The organism is Roseateles sp. So40a (genome assembly GCF_048081605.1).
Lineage (GTDB): Bacteria > Pseudomonadota > Gammaproteobacteria > Burkholderiales > Burkholderiaceae_C > Roseateles.
In genome coordinates this window covers 2,043,860-2,061,052 of record NZ_CP182288.1, presented here as the reverse complement: position 1 = coordinate 2,061,052, position 17,193 = coordinate 2,043,860, and the positions used below count along the sequence as shown (strand labels likewise).

The following is a 17,193-nucleotide window of genomic DNA, read 5'->3' as shown; positions in this document are numbered from 1 at the left end:
CAGCGCCGAGCGCGTGCCGGGAGGTCGTGGCGCTGGGCGCGCGCCAGGATTGACGCCGGAACGGGCTGCCCGATTGCCCTTGCAACGACAACCATCCTGCAAGGAGCAACGGTCATGTCTCACTCCCCCATCGCCGCGGGCGCCGCGCCCAAGCCCGGTCCCGCCCCTGCCAAGGCACCGCCTTCACCCGCCGAGAAACCCGCGCCTGGTCCGAATCAAGCGCCGCATGAGCATCCGGACGATCCCGGCGTGCATCCCGACGGCCCGCGTCGATATCACGACGACTACGCGACCCCGCCGCGGTAGATTGAAGACTCGACCCACTGATCCTCTGGCGCATGCCCCGCCAGCCGATGCGCGTGCACACGCCGCAGCCCCTGCTCCAGGTGCCGCGTGAACGCCTCTGAATTGAAGAGGCGTCCTGTGAGCCGCGCGTCTCGCACCGTCTGCTTCGCCCGCGCGAGCGCGAGCTCGTCGCTGGCCAACGCGATCGCCTTGGCGACGTAATCCGACGCATCCCGCGCGATGAACTCCTCGCAGTCGATCGCCATCAGCAGGCTCGCGGCCATGCGCGCCGGGAAGCTCCGGCCAGGCAGCGTCAGCACGGGAACGCCCATCCAGAGCGCATCGCTGGCCGTCGTGCCGGCGTTGTAGGGGAGCGTGTCCAGGAAGAGATCGGCCAACGCGAGCCGCTCCAGGTAGACCTCGCGCGAAACCCGCGGCGCGAAGACGATGCGCTCGGGATCGACACCCTGCGCAGCAGCGTGCCCACGCAGGTTCAACGCGGCCTCGGCATCCTCCTCGAGGATCCAGAGCACCGCCCGCGGCGCCTCGCGCAGGATCGAAGCCCACCTCGCGAATTGCTCGGGCAGGATCTTGCACGGGTTGTTGAAGCAGCACAGAACGACGGCCGCCTCCGGCAAGCCCACGTCCTTGCGCGTCAACCCGGTCGAGGGCATCGGCCGCTGGCGATCATTGGCCTGATACCAGGGCAGCATCAACAGGCGCTCATCGAAGCACGACCGCTCGGTCTCGGGAATCAGCACCGGGTCGGCGACAAGGTAGTCGTAGTCCTTCGACCCCGACGTGCCGAGGAAGCCGAGGTACAGCATCTGCACCGGCGCGGCGCGTGCCGCGAAGATCCCTGGTCGCGCGCCATCGGTGAATCCCGTGAGGTCGATGGCGATGTCCACGCCCAGTTGCCGACACAACGCGGCGACCTCGGCATCGGGCAAACGCGCCACGTCGTGGAAGGCATCGAAGGCGCCGCGCAGCCGCTGCTGCATCGCGTCGTCCTTCACGTCGCCATAGTTGATCGCGATGACTTCGAATGCCGCGCGGTCGTGCAGCTCGATGACCTCTGCCATCAGGAACGACACCGGATGGGAGCGGAAGTCCCGCGAGACATAGGCGACCTTGATCCGGCGACCGGCCGTTTGTGTCGGATCGCCCGCGGGCTCAGCGGCAGCCGCCGCAGCCGCGGCATCGGTGACTGACAAGTCCTGCATCCAACGCCGCGACGCGCGCTGCTGACGCTGCGGATCGTCCAGCACGGTCTGCACGACAAGCGGCTGGATCGCCTGCTGACCGGCGTCGACGTCCTGCGCCAGGCGCTTCGCGTCCTCGTCGAAGGGGGCCCAGTCGAACACATGCATCGCGGCGTAGAGCCGGATGCTGCGCAGGCCATCGACGTCCGGCTGGATCGCCAGCACCCGGTCGAAGTCCGAGATCGCGTCAGAGAAGCGCCGATTCAGGAGCAGCAGGCTGCCGCGGTTGTTCAACGCGGCGACGTGCCTCGGGTCAAGTCCGACCGCGCGGGTGAACGCGGCGAACGCGTCATCGGCGAGCCCGAGTTCCTGTAGCAACAGGCCGCGGGCATTGTCGGCGTCGGCATCGCGATCCAGACGCTCAGCCATCCGCTGCAGCGTGGCGAGCGCGGCGTTGACTTGACCCGCATCGATCTGCGTCCGTGCGGCCTCGCGCAGGGGCCGCGGGTCACCGGGCAGCGTGTCCTCGGCCACGTTGAAGGCCATGACCGCCGCGTCCGCCGCGCCCATCAACCGGTACGTGAGCCCGAGTCCGAGATAGGCGCCGCCGTACGCGGGGTTCAAGCTGGCAGCGCGTTCAAACGCGCCGATGGCTTCGTCGAATCGGCCGGCCCCGCGCAGCGAGGTGCCGAGGTTGAAGGCGATGTCGGCGTTGCCGGGCTGAAGGCGCGAGGCCTCGGCGAAGCAGGTGGCGGCCCCGTCCCAGTTGTGATGCTCGGCGAGCAAGGCGCCCAAGCGCGTGAACGGCCGCCAGTCATCGGGGAACTGCTGCGTCGCCTGATGCAGGGTCTGCGCCGCCGCGGCGGGATCACCGGCGCGCTGCTGGGCTGAAGCGCGCTGGACCAGCGCCTCGACGGTGGAGTCCGCGCGGTGACGGCGATCGGAAGACGACATGGCGGCGATGCTAACCGCGGGGCGGACAACGCATGTGAAAGAGCCGATGAGCGTCGCCATTCCCCGAGTCCTACACGCTCACGCGCACCCCGCTGACGCCTGGGTCGGCCGCGTGGCCCTAGGCTCGTTCCATGGGATTGCATCGACTCATCGGTCGCCTCGCGATGGCGCCCTTCTCCAAGGCCCTGCCCGCGATGGGCGATACCGAACGCGCCGCGCTCGAGGCCGGCACCGTCGGCTTCGAGGGCCAGCTCTTCGCCGGGCAGCCCGACTTCGACGCCCTCATCCAGCGCGGGCCCAATCGCCTCACCGACGAGGAACAACGCTTCCTCGACCACGAGGTCGCCACGCTCGTCGCCATGCTCGACGACCACGCCATCGACACCGCCGGCGACCTGCCGCCCGAGGTCTGGCAGTACCTGCGCGAGCACCGCTTCTTCGGAATGATCATTCCCAAGGAACACGGCGGCCTGGGATTCGGCCATCACGCGCATGCCGAGGTCGTCACCCGCATCGCCACCGTCAACACCGCCTGCGCGGTCACGGTGATGGTGCCCAACTCCCTCGGCCCGGCCGAGCTGCTGCTCCACTACGGCACCCCCGAGCAACAGCAGCACTACCTCCCCCGCTTGGCCGATGGCCGTGAGCTGCCCTGCTTCGGCCTGACCTCGCCCTACGCCGGCTCCGACGCCGCCTCCATCCCCGACCGCGGCGTGCTCACCGAGCGCGAGATCGACGGGCGGATGGTGCGCGGCTTCAGCGTGCGCTTCGACAAGCGCTACATCACGCTCGCACCGGTGGCGAGCGTCGTAGGCCTCGCCTTCCAGGCGATCGACCCCGCGCGGCCCGAGGGCCAGCAGGAACTCGGCATCACCTGCGCGCTGCTGCCCGTGCCCACGCCCGGCATGGAGATCGGCAAGCGCCATCGGCCCATGGACTCGGCCTTCATGAACGGTCCGATCCGCGGCGAGGACGTCTTCGTGCCGATGGACTGGATCATCGGCGGCGAGGCCCGCGTCGGCGAAGGCTGGCGCATGCTGATGGAATGCCTGGCCGCGGGCCGCGCGATCTCGCTGCCGGCGCTGGGCGCGGCGATGCAGCAGACCGCTCTGTTCGTCGTCAACGGTTACGGTCAGGTGCGCGAGCAGTTCGGACTGCCCATCGGGCGATTCCACGCGATCGCGGGCATCACCGCGCAGATGGCGGCACGGCTCTACGCCACCGACGCCGCGCGCCGCTACACCGCCGCGGCGCTCGACGCCGGCGAACGGCCCAGCGTCGCCAGCGCCATCCTCAAGGTGCAACTCACCGAGGCGGGACGCCGCGCCATCAACGACGGCATGGACGTCCTCGGCGGCAAGGGCATCATCGCCGGCCCGCGCAACCTGTTGGGCGTGGCTTACCGGCATGCGCCGATCGCCATCACCGTCGAGGGCGCCAACCTGCTGTCGCGCGCGCTGATCATCTTCGGCCAGGGCGCGACACGCTGCCACCCGTTCGTGCTCGAGGAGATGTCCGCCGTCCAGGCCAAGGACCCGGAGCGGCTCGGGCGCGCGCTCCTCGGTCATGTCGGCCATGTGATGCGCAACGCGTGGCGCAGCGTGGTCCACACCCCGCTGGTCGGCCAGCCGCCCGAAGACCTGCGCGCTGAGGCCAAGCTGATCGCGTCGCTGTCGGCGCGTTATGCGCTCACGGCGGATCTCGCGATGGGGCTGCTCGGCGGCAAGCTCAAGCGCATGGAGTTGCTTTCGGCGCGTTTGGGCGATGTGCTCGCGTGTCTCTACCTGGCCGCCGCCTGCGTGTGGCGCTATCAGATGGAGAACGACCCGGCGATGCGGCCGGTCGCGCGCGCGGCGATCCGTCTCCAGCTGCATGAGGCCTCGACGCTGCTGCGCGAGCTCTACGCGAACCTGCCTTCGCGCCTCGTGCGCGCGGTGGCGCCGATGTTGCTGCACGGCACGGGTCACCTGGCCCCGCTGCGCGACCGCGAGGCCATCGCGCTGGCCGACGCGCTGCGCACGCAGCCCGGCTTGATCGCGCGCCTGTGCCCCGACGTCTCCCGCCCGAAGCGCGGCGGCCTGCTCGACCTGATGCAAGCGCTGGACGCGGCCCGTGTGCTCGGCGACGAGGTCCCCGAGCTCAACAAGGCGCTGCGCCGCGCGCGATCGCTCGAGGAAGTGGCGCAAGGCTCCCGCAATCCCGAGACGGCGCTGACCTATCTGAAGGCCGCCGAGGAGGTGATCCGGGTGGACGAGGACGGCGAGCCGCGTCGCTGAGGAGTCGGGTAACTGAGGTGGCCCTCCGCTGGTCCAGTGGACTTAGACTCCCGCGTCTGAACGAGGGAGAAACAAGAGACCATGAAGCATCCCACCCCGATGCTCGTCGACGGCGCGCGCCGCGCCGCGCCATGGGTGCTGAGCCTCTCGTTGCTGGCCGGCTGCGCCACGCCAGGCAATGCACCGAACGTCCAATGCCAGCGGCGCCCGGACGGACACCTGCTGATCTTCCACGCGGTGCGAGACAACCTCACCCACTCCATCGTGCTGTTCCTGCTCAGCCCCACCGTCAAGGACAGGATGGAGCTGGTCGTTCCTCGCATCACCGGGCTCGTGCCCGCGAGCGAGGTCGTCGACCTGGACAACCCTTCACGACACTACGACGGCGCCCTGCAGTTCTCGGGCGACTCGGTCGACGTCAAGCTGATCCAGGCGCATGAGCCGCGCGGCCCTTCGGATTGGAACGGCCGTTATCGCCTGGGCCCCTGCGGCTCTTGAAGACTTCGCTGACTGTCGATTTCGCCCAGCGCCGCTCGTCGACAGAATGGCGCCCCGCCAGACCGCATCTCAAGGATCCACGATGACCCCGCAGAAGACCCTCTCCGCGCTGCTCGCCGCCGTCGTCCTGGCCTCGATCACGTCGTTCGCGCCGGTCGCGCACGCCGCGCCGCAGACCTACGACATCGAGCCCACCCACACCTATCCCAGCTTCGAGGCCGACCACATGGGCCTGTCGTACTGGCGCGGCAAGCTCACGAAGAGCACCGGCACCATCGTCTACGACAAGGCCACCGGCGCCGGCAGCGTCGACGTGAAGATGGACCTCGCCAGCATCGACTTCGGTCTCCCCGCGATGAATGCCTGGGCCACCGGCAAGGACTTCTTCAACGTCAGCCAGAACCCCAGCGCGACCTACAAGGGCCGCTTCGACGCCGTCAAGGCCGGCGTCCCGACCCAGGTCACCGGCGAGCTGACGCTCAACGGCAAGACCCGTCCCCTGAACCTGACCATTCACCAGCTCAAGTGCATCCCGCATCCGCTGCACAAGCGCGACTTCTGCGGCGCCGACGCCTCGGGCAGCTTCAACCGCGAGGACTTCGGCCTGGCCGCCGGCAAGGACTGGGGCTTCAAGATGGACGTGAACCTGCGCATCCAGGTCGAGGCCGTCGCCAAGGAGTGATCCGCAGGGCGGTGTAAGAAACTTCGCGGGCCGACGACTACCTGGGTATGGCATCCAACCCAGAGACCCAAGACACGCGCTATCGCGACGCGATCCGGCAGTTCGGCCCCGACGTCGCCCGCTTCGTCGCCGGCTACGAACGCGACGAGGCCCGCCGCCAGGAGCTGCTGCAGGACGTCCATGTGGCGCTTTGGCAGAGCTTCGCCGGCTTCCGCGGCCAATGCAGCCTGCGGACCTGGGTCTACCGGATCGCCCACAACGTGGGCGCCTCCCACATCGACCGCAGCCGCAAGGTCGCCGAGCGGGGTTACCTCGCGCTGGACGACACCGAGGTCGAGACCCTCGTCCATGACGGCGCCGACATGGCGCACACCGAGCGACGCATCGACCTGCAGCGCATCTTCGCGCTGATCCACCGCCTCCAGCCCCCGGACCGCGAGGTGATGCTGCTCTACCTCGAGGACGTCGACGCCGCGGCCATCGGTGAGATCACCGGCCTGTCCGCGCGCAACGTCGCGACCAAGGTGCACCGCATCAAGTCGGTGCTCGCCCAGCAACTTCGTCCGCAGGAGCCCCCGCGATGACCCGCCCTGACGATCCCTCCGCCCCCTGCGCCCCCTCCGCCCCCGCTGAGCCTTCGGACCACACCCTGCAGCGCCTCTGGCAATCCCAGTCCACGCCCGCAACCGAGTTCGCCCTGGACGATCTGCGCCGCGCCGCGGGCCGGTTCCAGCGCCGCATCCTCTGGCGCAATGCCACCGAGTACCTGGCCTGCGCCGTGATCGCGCTCGTGTTCGTGTTCTACATGGTCCAGTTCCCGTCCCCGCTGATGCGGACCGGCAGCGCCCTGGTGATCGCGGGCACGTTGATCGTGGCCTGGCAGCTGCATCGCCGGGCCTCCGGCCAGCCCGCGCCGACCGACCGCGGCGCCCAGTCCTGGCTCGACTACCAGCGCGCGCAGTGGGCGCGCCAGCGCGACGCGCTGAGATCGGTGGCGACCTGGTACATCGGCCCCCTCGTGCCCGGCGTGATCGTCTTCCGCTGGGGCGTGGAAACCGAGCTCGGTCCAGGCGCGCCCTTCGCGCGCGGACTGACCGCGAATCTCGTTATCGCGGCCGTGTTGGTGGCCGTGGTCCTCTTCAACCGCTATGCCGCCCACCAACTGCAGCAACGCATCGACCGTCTGGACCAGGAGGCCCGTTGACATGAGCACCACCCGCTTCACCCGCTTCTCCAGTCTCACCCTCCACACCCCTTCCACGCTCCCCACCCGCCTCGTCAGCCTTCGCCACGTGGCCCTGCTGCTCGTCGGCGCCTGCGCCTTGCAGGCCTCCGCGCAGCCGGTGCTCGCCGAACGCGCCCAGGCGATGGCGCAGCAGCAGGTCGTTGCGGGCGGCTTCCGCAGCCTCGTGATCGGGCTGGTGGACGGCGACCGCAGCGCGGTCTTCGGCTTCTCGGCCAAGGGCACGCCGGTGCCGGACGGGGGCAGCGTCTACGAGATCGGCTCGGTGACCAAGACCTTCACCGGCCTGCTGCTCGCGCAACAGGTCCATGCCGGCAAGCTCAAGGCGGACGACCCGGTGAGCCGGCTGCTGCCCGGCCAGCGCGTGCCCGATCTCGACGGCCGGTCCATCACGCTGCTGGACCTGGTCACGCAGACGTCCGGCCTGCCCCGCCTGCCCTCCAACCTGGACCTGACGCGGCTCGCCAATCCCTATGCGCGATACGACCGCGCGGCACTGGGGAGTTTCCTCGACGGCCATCAGCTGAAACAGCGCCCGGGCGAGCGTTATGAATACTCCAACCTCGGCTTCGGCTTGCTGGGCGTCGCGCTGTCCACCCAGGCCGGTGAGTCCTACGGCGATCTGGTGAAGGCGCGCATCCTCACGCCCCTGGGCATGGCCTCGACCAGCGTCACGGTCGACGACGCCATGCGGACGCGGCTGGTGCCCGGCCATGGCCAGAATGGCCAACCGGTGTCCGGCTGGGACTTCGACGCGATGGCCGGCGCCGGCGCGCTGAAGTCGGACGCCGACGATCTGCTGCGTTACCTGCGCGCGGCGATGCGGGGCGCGACGGAGCGCGACTCGCCGATGGGGCTTGCTCAGACGCCGCAGCGAGACACGGGCATCCCTGGCACGCGCATCGGCTACGCCTGGCACATCACCGACGCTCGCGGGCGGCTGGTGGTCTGGCACAACGGCATGACCGGCGGCTACGCGAGCTTCATCGGTTTCACCGCCGACGGCCAACGCGGTGTCGTCGTGCTGGCCGATGCGATGAGATCGGTCGACGCGCTCGCGATGACGGCGCTGTTGCCGGAGCTCGCACCGCCGCCCTCGCGCCCACCCGCGGCGTCCACGCCGGCGCCTGCCGGGTCTGCTTCCACCCCTGCCGCCTCGCGCCCATGAAAAACGCCGCCGGGGCGTGAGCACCCGGCGGCGTGGCGTCGGAGCGAAGGGGCTAGCCCTTCAGTCCTTCATCGCTTCAGGATCACAGCGAGTTCAGGAAGGCGATCAACGCCTCGCGATCCGCGGTGCTCAGGTTGATGAAGCGCTTGCGGCTGGTGTCTGCTTCACCGCCGTGCCACAGGATGGCCTCGCTCAGCGTGCGCGCGCGGCCGTCATGCAGGTAGCCCACCCGCACGCCGGAACCGGCGACCGACTCGGTGTACCCGATGCCCCACAGCGGCGAGGTGCGCCACTGGCTGCCGGCGGCCTGGCCCTCGATCAGGTTGTCGGCCATCTCGCTGCCCATGTCGTGCAGCAGCAGGTCGGTGTAGGGCTTGATCGTCTGGTTGCGCATCTCGGCCAGCTCGGTGGCCACGCCGGTCTTCATCTCCGCCACGTGGCAGGCCGTGCAGCGGATCGACGAGAACACCTTGGCGCCCGCGGCCACCTGCACCGGGTTCACGTCCAGGTACTTCAGCGGGGTCACGCCCTTGGGGAATCCGCTGGTCTGGCTGCGTTGCGCCGGCACGCCCAGTTGAGCCACGTAACGCGACAGCAGCGTGAGCTCATCCTCGCTGACGCCCTTCTCGACCTTGCTGCGGTTGCACTTGGCCGGACCGGCCAGGCAGTCGCGGTTCGGATAGACCGGCGAGGTGACGGACATGTCCAGCAGCAGGGCGCTGGCCGTCTGGTGACGCAGGCTGACCTTGGCCGCCTTCCAGCCGTAGCGGCCCACGCGGACGGTGCCCGACTCCGGGTCGTAGACCAGGTTGGCCTGGCCCTTGACGCCGTCCTCATCGGGGGTGGTGCGCACGCGCGACAGGATGTCGGCGTCGGAGATCGCCTCCAGCAGCCCCATGCCGATCACCGGCTGCGCGCTGCGCAGCGAGTACACCGAGGGCGTCGGTCCGTCGAAGCTGACCTTGGGCTTGCTCAGCGTGACGACGGTGCCGTCGGCCAGCGTGACCGTCTTGGTGTCGAAGCCGCTGACACGCACGCTGTTGCCCCAGTCCTGCGGCACGCCGGTGGTGGACGAACGCGCATTCATCTGCACGGCCATGCCGTACACGGTGTGCGGCACCTGCTTGCCATTGGCGTCGACCGAGGCCGTGCGCACGGCCATCGTGTCCAGGCGCTGGTTGAGCACCTGCGGCGCCAGGCTGCGGCCGTTGTTGATGTGGCAGCCGAAGCAGTTGGTCTGGTTGTAGCGCGGGCCCTGAAGCTGGACCGCTGCCGTGTTGCGATCGTTGCCCTGCTCGTTGTGGTCGCCGGTCCACATGTTGGTGTGGAACCAGCGCCGGCCCTCGACGAAGCGCTGCATGTTCTGCATGCCAATCTGGAGATTCGGCTGCTGGAACATGAAGGTGGCGTTGTCGGCGTAGTCGTAGGAGATCGACCCGGTGCCGCCCGACAGCGTCTCCACCGGCAGCGCCGCGTTGTTCAGGCGCGGCTGCACGCCGTATTGCGGACGCAGGCCGCTGCCCACCACGTAGGTGACCTCGTTGGTGTAGTAGCGGAAGTTGCCGTTGTCCCCGATCGCGTCCATCGCGGCGCGGCTCGAGAAGAAGGAGCCGGTGAACTCGATCGCGTCGCCGACCTTCAGGTTGCGCGCCGGGATGGTGACGCCGTTGGGCACCATCACGCCGTTGGCGTTGGGCGCCAGGTCCGAATGGCCCGGCACGTTGTCCAGCACCACGGAGCAGCCGTCGTTCGCGCCGATCACGCCGTTGTAGCCGGTGCTGGGCTTGGCCAGCGCGTTCTCCGGCGGCTTGGGCACGATCGGGCAGGAGGTCTTGTCGACGAAGCCGTCGGTGTAGGTGGTGCGGTCCAGCAGCTCGCCCGGCGACATCCAGCCGTAGCCGGTGACGTTCGGGTCATCGGTGCGGCGGAAGAAGGAATGGCCGCCGCCGCGCTGCGCCTGCTGGTAGTACTGGTTGATGATGATGCGGGGCTTGGTGACGCCGGCCACGCGGCTGTTGTCGATGAACTCGACGCCCCAGGTGCGGTTCTTGAAGTAGTTGGCGATGAAGTTCAGGTAGGCGCCCGGGCCCTTGTCCTGCGGCTTGCCGTTGGCATCGACGGTGTCGTTGGGACCGAAGCCGATTTCATTCCAGTCCTCGCCGCGCTCGCGTCCGTGGCGCGAGCGGCCGACGAAACCGAAACGCGTCACCAGCGTGCCGTCGGCCAGCGTGAACTGGGTCTGCTCCAGCAGCGGCGGCGCGGCCGGCGTGACCACGGCCGCGCCGGTGGGCACGGACGCGAAGGCCGAGGTCGCGAGCGTGGGCAGCGTGTTGTCGCTGCCCGGGCCGGTGAAGGTGACCTCGAACAGCGAGTAGCCGTATTGCGTGCCGCGGGCCACGCCCTGCAGCCGGACGTAGCGGGCGCTGGTGTTGAGGTTGAAGAACTCCTCGGTGCCGCCGTGGCCGCCCGAGACGTAGCGCAGCTGGTACCAGGTCTGACCGTCGTCGGAGACCTGCAGCGCGTACTCCTTGCCATAGGCGTTCTCCCACAGCAGCTTCATGTAGCCCAGTGGGGTCTTGGCGCCGAAGTCGAACTGGATCCAGGCCTTGTCGTCCTGCGCGCTGGCCCAGCGCGTGGTCAGGTTGCCGTCGACGGCCTTCTCGGGGCCGTTGGCATTGTTCTCGGTGGCACTGGAGGTCGCCTTGACGACGGTCACGGCCTTGCCGGGCTGGCTCAGGTCGAGGCCGCCGGGCAGTTGCATCGTGGGAGGCAGCGCGGGTGCGCCGGCGTCGTTGCCGGTGGGCAGCGGTGGCGGCGTGGGTGCGGGCGGCGGCAGTTCGGGCTCAGCGTCCCCGACGGGCGAGGACGCGGGCGGCGCGGGGGCCGGCGTCGGCGCGGGTGCCGGAGCGGGCGTTCCGGCCACGGGCGGGTTGCCTGAATCGGCGGAACCGCCGCCACCGCCGCCGCATCCGGCCAGCAGGCTGACGGCGCTCAGCGCGACGACGGCACCGAGCATGAATCCCCGAGGGGTGGTGGGGGGCGGCGGGCAGGCCAACTTCTGGTCGGCCTGGGAATCATTGCTGCGCATGGCGCTCCTGCGAGTCCGGTCAATCGAGACACCCGGATGCGCGAAACACGATCCCGAGGTGAACTTTCATCCCGTTCATGCAGGGAACGTGCCGGTTTCCATTGGAAACACCTGACCCCGAACTCGTGCGAGCAGCGGTTTTTTGGGTGGGGTGCCTAATTCCAAAGAGGTATCGAGGCCGACACCGGAGCGTCGTTCGGGGCCAGGTTTTGTCAGGCAGCGACAAATAGTGTCACTTTTGACAACTTGACGATTGGCGTCACCGGGCGCGGGCGGCTGTCAATCCGACGCTCCCGCAAGGGCGCGGCGCGAGGCGCTTGGGCATGATCCGGACTCCAACAGGGAGAACAAGAGATGCCGGGGATGTGGAATCGGGTGGTGTCGAGGTCGGGACTGGGCCGGATGAGCTCGGGGGAATATCAGGCCAATCTCAACGGGATGAACATGTTCTTCGGCGCGGTGCTGGGGTTCGTGCTCTCGGGGACCGAGAAGCTGCAGGCGTGGCAGTTCGGGGTGCTGCTGGCCATGCTGGCCGGGGTGGTGATCACGGTGCTCTACATCACGTCGAGCAAATACCGGCTGGGTTATGCGCTGCTGGCGATCTTCTATGCGGTGATCCTGCCGGACGCGATGGATTTAATGCTGCACAGCAAGGACACGGTGCCGGACAAGGTCCGCCCGACGCTGCTGGTCTGGATCGGCATGACGATCATGGTGGAGTTCTGGGCCCGCGAGAAACCTCGAGCCGACGCCGCCGGGGATACCGCCGACGCGTCGACCGCGCCATAGCGCCCTCCTCGTTCGATCACTTCCCGCAGTCAATCACCTTCGAGTGATTCAGCGAGATCCGCATGTCGGCGTCGCGCAGGCCGCGGGCGACGGCGAAGCTGCGCAGCGCCGTGTTGCGGCGCACCGGCTGCGCATAGTTGCCGCCGTCCTCCCGGCGCACCGCCGCGACCTGCGGCGTGTGGGCCCCGACACGCCGGCTCAGGGTGCCGGCTCAGGGTGCCAGTCGCGTGAACACGTCGTCGCGGGCCTTCACCAGCGACTCGTGACAGGCGAAGCAGGTCTGGTGCTGGGCCACATCCACCGGCTGGCCGTTGATGAAGCGGCCGTAGCCCCAGCCGCCGCTCGCCGCGTAACGCTTCGAGTCCTTGACCATCACCTGCACCGTGGTGGCCTGCGCGGGCACCGTCGCGGCGGGGAATTCGCTCGAGCGCTGACGCTTCCACGCGAGCTTGACCAGCATCGCGCCATCCGGGAACGGCAGCTTGCCCAGCTTGTAGGCGTCGATGGCGATCTTGTTGCCGACCACCGCGCGCAGCTCATCCAGCGGCGCATCCTCGGTCGCCACGCCCACCAGCTCCCACTGGCGATAGCCGTCGGGAATGGTGACGCCGTAGATCGGCGAGGCGGGTTTGGCGGACTTCGCGGCCTTGGCCGCCTTCGCTGGCGCGGAGGAGGCGGGCTGGGCAGGCTGGGCGGAGGCGCCGAAGCTCGCGGCGGCGAGCAGGACCAGGGCCGGAGCCAGGCGGGTGGCCGACGCCAGACGCTTCGAATTCATGGGAGACCTCATGCCAAGTGGAACCATGGCAGGGATCAGACCAAAACCGGCCCTCGCGCGACATTGAACGAAGGTATGCGCGACCCCAACCCCGGTCAGGGGCGCGCCGGGATCAGAGCGGCATGCGCCGCGTCGTCTCGTCCTCTTCCTCCGCCTCCAGCGGCATCGGGCCGGAATCGACCGCCGCTTCCTCGGCCGCCGATCCGGTCTCGTCGGCCGGCGTCTGCACCTCGGTCTGCAAGGCGGGCTCACCCACCCACAGCGCGATCGCGCTGAAGTTGTCCTGATCGGGCAGTCCACGCTCCTCGATGGCCGCGCGCATCGCCGTCAGCCAGTCATCGGGCGAGCTCGCATCGCGCAGCGTGTCGTGGATCAGCGTGTCGCCGGCCGTGCCCCACCAGCCGTCGCTGGCCAGCAGGAACACGTCCCCGTCCTGCAGCGGCTGCGGCGTCGTCGTGTGCGGATGCAGCTCGTCCTCGATGCCGAGCGCGGCCACGAGGTGATTCTTGTGCGGATGATCCTCGGCCTGCTCGGGCGTCAGCAGCCCCGCCTCGATCAGCATCTGCACGACGCTGTCGTCCTGCGTGATCGTGTCGATGCGGCCGGCCCGGATCCGGTACAGCCGCGAGTCGCCCACATGGGTCCACATCGCGAAGTTGCGCTGCGCGTCCACGCACAGCGCGACGACCGTCGTGTGCATGCGGTCGCGGCCGGTGCCCTCGACGCCACGGCGCACGTCGTCATGCGCGTCGAGCACCGCGCCCGTCAGCAGCTCGGGGCGCCACGGCAGCGTGGCCTCGCCCAGGCTGGTCTGCATGCGATGGACGGCGCGACGCGCGGCCTCCGCGCCATTGCGGTGACCGCCAGCGCCATCGGCCAGCACGGCATACCAGCCGGGACCGTTCTCGTGCGCCACGATGGCGTCTTCATTGTTGGCGCGCGCGCCTTGTTCGCTGCAGGCGGCGACCCGGATCTTGAGCATGGTGTGAACGACGTGTAGGACGGATGGCAGGGCTCAGGCCCCGCTCTGATGTGGGTGTGCGGAAGTGGCGGAAGACTCGGCGCCCGGTTGTCCACCGGGGCCAGCTTGCCCGACCTGGCTCAGGCGCTCGAGCTGATCTTCATAGGCCTCCAGGAAGGCCTTGCCGAACAGGGTGTGGAAGTCCTCCTGCGCCTCGTCGCGGATGGACTCGAAGTGTTGCAGGTACAGCTCCCAGAGCTTGGCCTTGCGGTTCATGGCCAGCACGCTGTCCAGCACCGACCGGCTCGTGAGCTTGGCCTCCAGCGCCGAGGGCTGGAAGCGCGTGAGCACGCCCTCGAGCGCCGCGCGGGTGCCCGCCATCGTGCCGATCGTGTGGCCGACCAGGTCGCGCATCGCGTCCTGCATGGCCGCCGGACCGGGCAGGAAGCCGCGCACCGGCGGCTGCAGCAGCTGCTCCAGCGCGGACTGCGGATCGGGCGAGAACTTCAGCGGGTTGTTCTCCCGCGAGCGGATCACCGTGACCTGCGCGCGCAACTCGTGCTTGGTGGCCGCGCGCACGGCCATCATGCGCAGCGTCCCGTCCACCGAGGCGTTCAGCAACTGGCCGATCACGCGCATCAGGTCCGGGTTGAGGCCTTGTGGCGGCGGCGCCATGCGCACGCCCGCGCCCTCGCAGAAGGCCTGCCAGAGCGCGGCGGTGTCACCCGGCTGACCGGCGGCGGCCGGCGGGGCGACCGCGGTCACCGGCGGCGCGACCGGCGCGATCGGCGGCGCGACCACAGTCACCGGGGGCGCAACGGGCGCGACTTGGGCGATCGGCGGAGGCGGCGGCATCTGCGCGAACGGCGGTGCCACGGGCGGCGCGACCACGGGCACCGCCACTGGCGGAATGGCGGGCGCAATGGCGGGTGGCATGGCGGGCGGCGTCGCCCGCACCTCGGGCGGCCGGAACGACGAGTGCAGCGCCGGGGTGTGATCCGGCAACGCGGGCGTGACCGGCTCGGAATGCGTGGCCGGCGCGGCCGCGCCGAACAGCGCGAGCGGGTCCGTGTTGAGACCCCCATGCGCCGAGCCCGCGCCATTCGAGCCCGCCATGCCCGGCCCCGCGGGCGCGGCCCCGGCCATGAATCCGGCCAGCGGATCGGCGTTGCCGCTGCCCGACTGCAGGCCGAAGAGGTCATCCAGCGACCGGTTGCCGTCCCCGGGCACCAGGTCGGAGAAAGCACCGCCGAATCCGAGGTCATTGGCCGGCGGCGGCGGGACGGCGGGTGCCGGCGGTGGTGCCAGGTCCAGCCCGCCAAAGGGGTCGAAGGACGAGGCACCCTGCCCGAAGGCGGACTGCGCCTGGCGCGATGTCGAGGACGGCGGGGGCGGCGGCGGCGCGAACGGATCGAAGTCGTCCGGCAGCAGCATGGGGCTGGCGGGCGCGGTGGGCGGCGGCGCGCTGGCCGGCAGCGACGCGAAAGCCGACACCGGCGGCGCCGGCGCGGGCGTCGTGGCGAAGACGTCCGGCGGCGGCGGCGTGCCGCCGAGCAGGTCGGCGAAGGGGTTGGAGCTGGACAGCGCCGCCGGCGCGGTCGCCGGGCCCAGCGTCGACGGGCGATGCAGGTCCGGCGCGCGGCGGATCACCGTCGCGCCTTCCCCGCCGGCTTCGTTCATCACCTCCAGCAGGTAACCGCCGATGCGGACCTGGTCCAGATGTCGCAGCGGCACGGCCTGACCCTGCGCCACGGCCTGGCCGGCCACGGTGATCGGATTGGCGCTGCCGACGTTGCGGATCAGGAAGGCGTCGCCATCGGCGCTGATCTCGGCCTGCTGGCGGGAGATGTGGCGCTCCGGGTCGGGCAGCGCCATCGTGTTGTGATCGGCACGGCCGATGGTCCCCCCGGAGGCGTCGAAACGCGCGGTGATGGGCTGCGTCAGGGGCAGGTCGTTGAGCGACACCGCGCGCAGGGTGAGGGTCATGGTTGCGGCCTTCGGGACCTAAAGCGACAGGCATGGCATGTTTGCGTGTCACAGGTCACGCTTCAATGAACGAAAGTCACCTGCGGCGGGCTTGTCGCTGTTTCATACTCCAATCCGCTCGAATCCCGACGTGATGCCGATGTCGACCACTTTCCGTCCTGACACCCTGCCCGCCTCCCCCAGCACCACCGCCCGCCGCGATCCGGCGCCGCGGGGCCGCGCCCCATTCGCCCTCTCGGCGACGACGGTGCTCCTGCTGAGCCTGGCGCTCGCGGCCTGCCAGACGCCCGCGCCGCCCCCGCCGCCGCCCGAGCCGGTGGTGACCGCGCCGCCGCCCCCGCCGCCGCCGCCCGAACCCGTGCCACCGACGCCGGCCGAGCAGGCGCTGTCGCAGAAGACCGCCATGCAGGCCATCGAGCTGCTGGAAGCCGGCCAGGAAGACCAGGCCCGCGCCGAGCTGTCGCGCGCGCTGCAGCTGGATCCGGCCAACAAGCTGGCCAACAACCTCATGAAGCAGATCACCGCCGACCCGGTGGCGCTGCTGGGCCGCGAGTCCTTCGCCTACACCGTGCAGTCCAGTGACACGCTCTCGCGCATCGCCGGCCGCTTCATGGGCGACATCTATTCGTTCTACATCCTGGCCCGCTACAACGACATCCGCGTGCCGCGCCAGGTCGCCGGCGGCCAGGTGCTGCGCATCCCGGGCAAGCCGCCCGCGGGTCCGCTGTATCCGCGCCCCTCGGCCAAACCCGATCCGAAGGCGGCCAAGGACGCCGCGGCCGCTGCGGCTGCCGCCAACACGGCTCCTCCTCCCACGACGACCGCCGCCGCCGCGGCCCCTGCCGCGCCGACCGCGCCGCCGCCGGTGCCTGAGCTCTCGCCCGGCGAGAAGGCCCTGCGTGCCGGCGACGCGCACGAGCGCGCCGGCCGTCTGGACAAGGCGCTGGAGGAATACCGCCGCGCCGAGGCCGCCGACCAGCCCGGTGCTGGCGCCAAGATCGAGGCCGTGCGCAAGAAGCAGATCGCCCGCGCGACGCTGTCCGCCCGCACCGCCTTCGCCAAGCAGGACCTGGCCGGCGCGATCAAGGGCTGGGACACGGTGCTCCAGTTGGACCCGGACAACGAGCTGGCCAAGCTCGAACGCCAGAAGGCGGTCACGCTGAAGGCCAAGGCCGATCAGCTGAAGTGACCGGCTGAGCATCCGATCGAAGAGGCGCCTCGTGCGCCTCTTTCTCTTTGGGGCGCCGGGATTCCGGCTTCCACCGGAGGGTCTCCTGACCTTCACG

15 protein-coding genes are annotated in these 17,193 nt (G+C 69.9%); 9 read left to right on the top strand and 6 right to left on the bottom strand.

Going from position 1 to position 17,193, the window contains the following annotated elements; all coding sequences use genetic code 11:
* The first annotated feature begins 114 nt into the window (after positions 1-114).
* Complete coding sequence (locus tag ACNI65_RS09565) at positions 115-306, top strand: hypothetical protein (protein WP_416762623.1); 192 nt, start codon at positions 115-117, stop codon at positions 304-306.
* On the opposite strand, the gene ACNI65_RS09560 is transcribed toward ACNI65_RS09565, so the two are convergent.
* On the bottom strand, positions 285-2,441 hold the full coding sequence (locus tag ACNI65_RS09560; protein ID WP_416762622.1) for a tetratricopeptide repeat protein: 2,157 nt from the start codon (positions 2,439-2,441) through the stop codon (positions 285-287). The genes ACNI65_RS09565 and ACNI65_RS09560 overlap by 22 nt on opposite strands.
* A gap of 131 nt (positions 2,442-2,572) precedes the next feature.
* Here ACNI65_RS09560 and ACNI65_RS09555 point away from each other — a divergent pair, with 131 nt between their 5' ends.
* From ACNI65_RS09555 to ACNI65_RS09530, 6 genes are all read left to right on the top strand, one after another.
* Positions 2,573-4,717: an acyl-CoA dehydrogenase gene (locus tag ACNI65_RS09555; RefSeq protein WP_416762621.1), complete on the top strand. Its 2,145-nt coding sequence runs from the start codon at positions 2,573-2,575 to the stop codon at positions 4,715-4,717.
* 81 nt (positions 4,718-4,798) lie between these two features.
* The gene (locus ACNI65_RS09550; protein WP_416762620.1) at positions 4,799-5,215 is read left to right on the top strand and encodes a hypothetical protein; all 417 of its coding nucleotides are present in this window, start codon (positions 4,799-4,801) and stop codon (positions 5,213-5,215) included.
* An 82-nt stretch (positions 5,216-5,297) separates the two neighbouring features.
* The gene (locus ACNI65_RS09545) at positions 5,298-5,897 is read left to right on the top strand and encodes a YceI family protein (RefSeq protein ID WP_416762619.1); all 600 of its coding nucleotides are present in this window, start codon (positions 5,298-5,300) and stop codon (positions 5,895-5,897) included.
* Positions 5,898-5,944: 47 nt separating this feature from the next.
* Complete coding sequence (locus ACNI65_RS09540; RefSeq protein ID WP_416762617.1) at positions 5,945-6,481, top strand: RNA polymerase sigma factor; 537 nt, start codon at positions 5,945-5,947, stop codon at positions 6,479-6,481.
* Entirely contained in the window at positions 6,478-7,101 is a 624-nt protein-coding gene (locus ACNI65_RS09535) for a hypothetical protein (protein WP_416762616.1), read from the top strand. The genes ACNI65_RS09540 and ACNI65_RS09535 overlap by 4 nt, the downstream gene beginning before the upstream one ends.
* Before the next feature lies 1 nt (position 7,102).
* Positions 7,103-8,308: a serine hydrolase domain-containing protein gene (locus ACNI65_RS09530; RefSeq protein WP_416762615.1), complete on the top strand. Its 1,206-nt coding sequence runs from the start codon at positions 7,103-7,105 to the stop codon at positions 8,306-8,308.
* Positions 8,309-8,390: 82 nt separating this feature from the next.
* Here ACNI65_RS09530 and ACNI65_RS09525 read toward each other — a convergent pair whose 3' ends face one another.
* The gene (locus tag ACNI65_RS09525) at positions 8,391-11,396 is read right to left on the bottom strand and encodes a di-heme oxidoredictase family protein (protein ID WP_416762614.1); all 3,006 of its coding nucleotides are present in this window, start codon (positions 11,394-11,396) and stop codon (positions 8,391-8,393) included.
* A gap of 402 nt (positions 11,397-11,798) precedes the next feature.
* Between ACNI65_RS09525 and ACNI65_RS09520 the strand changes: the two genes are divergently transcribed.
* Complete coding sequence (locus tag ACNI65_RS09520) at positions 11,799-12,185, top strand: hypothetical protein (RefSeq protein ID WP_416762613.1); 387 nt, start codon at positions 11,799-11,801, stop codon at positions 12,183-12,185.
* 16 nt (positions 12,186-12,201) lie between these two features.
* Here ACNI65_RS09520 and ACNI65_RS09515 read toward each other — a convergent pair whose 3' ends face one another.
* The 4 genes from ACNI65_RS09515 to tagH form a co-directional block, all read right to left on the bottom strand.
* Positions 12,202-12,345: a hypothetical protein gene (locus ACNI65_RS09515; protein ID WP_416762612.1), complete on the bottom strand. Its 144-nt coding sequence runs from the start codon at positions 12,343-12,345 to the stop codon at positions 12,202-12,204.
* Positions 12,346-12,396: 51 nt separating this feature from the next.
* On the bottom strand, positions 12,397-12,960 hold the full coding sequence (locus ACNI65_RS09510) for a cytochrome P460 family protein (protein ID WP_416762610.1): 564 nt from the start codon (positions 12,958-12,960) through the stop codon (positions 12,397-12,399).
* 112 nt (positions 12,961-13,072) lie between these two features.
* Positions 13,073-13,942, bottom strand: coding sequence for a PP2C family protein-serine/threonine phosphatase (locus ACNI65_RS09505; RefSeq protein WP_416762608.1), 870 nt, complete (start codon positions 13,940-13,942; stop codon positions 13,073-13,075).
* Positions 13,943-13,975: 33 nt separating this feature from the next.
* On the bottom strand, positions 13,976-15,907 hold the full coding sequence (gene tagH / locus ACNI65_RS09500) for a type VI secretion system-associated FHA domain protein TagH (protein ID WP_416762606.1): 1,932 nt from the start codon (positions 15,905-15,907) through the stop codon (positions 13,976-13,978).
* Positions 15,908-16,046: 139 nt separating this feature from the next.
* Between tagH and ACNI65_RS09495 the strand changes: the two genes are divergently transcribed.
* Complete coding sequence (locus tag ACNI65_RS09495; RefSeq protein ID WP_416762605.1) at positions 16,047-17,096, top strand: LysM peptidoglycan-binding domain-containing protein; 1,050 nt, start codon at positions 16,047-16,049, stop codon at positions 17,094-17,096.
* Positions 17,097-17,193: the final 97 nt, after the last annotated feature.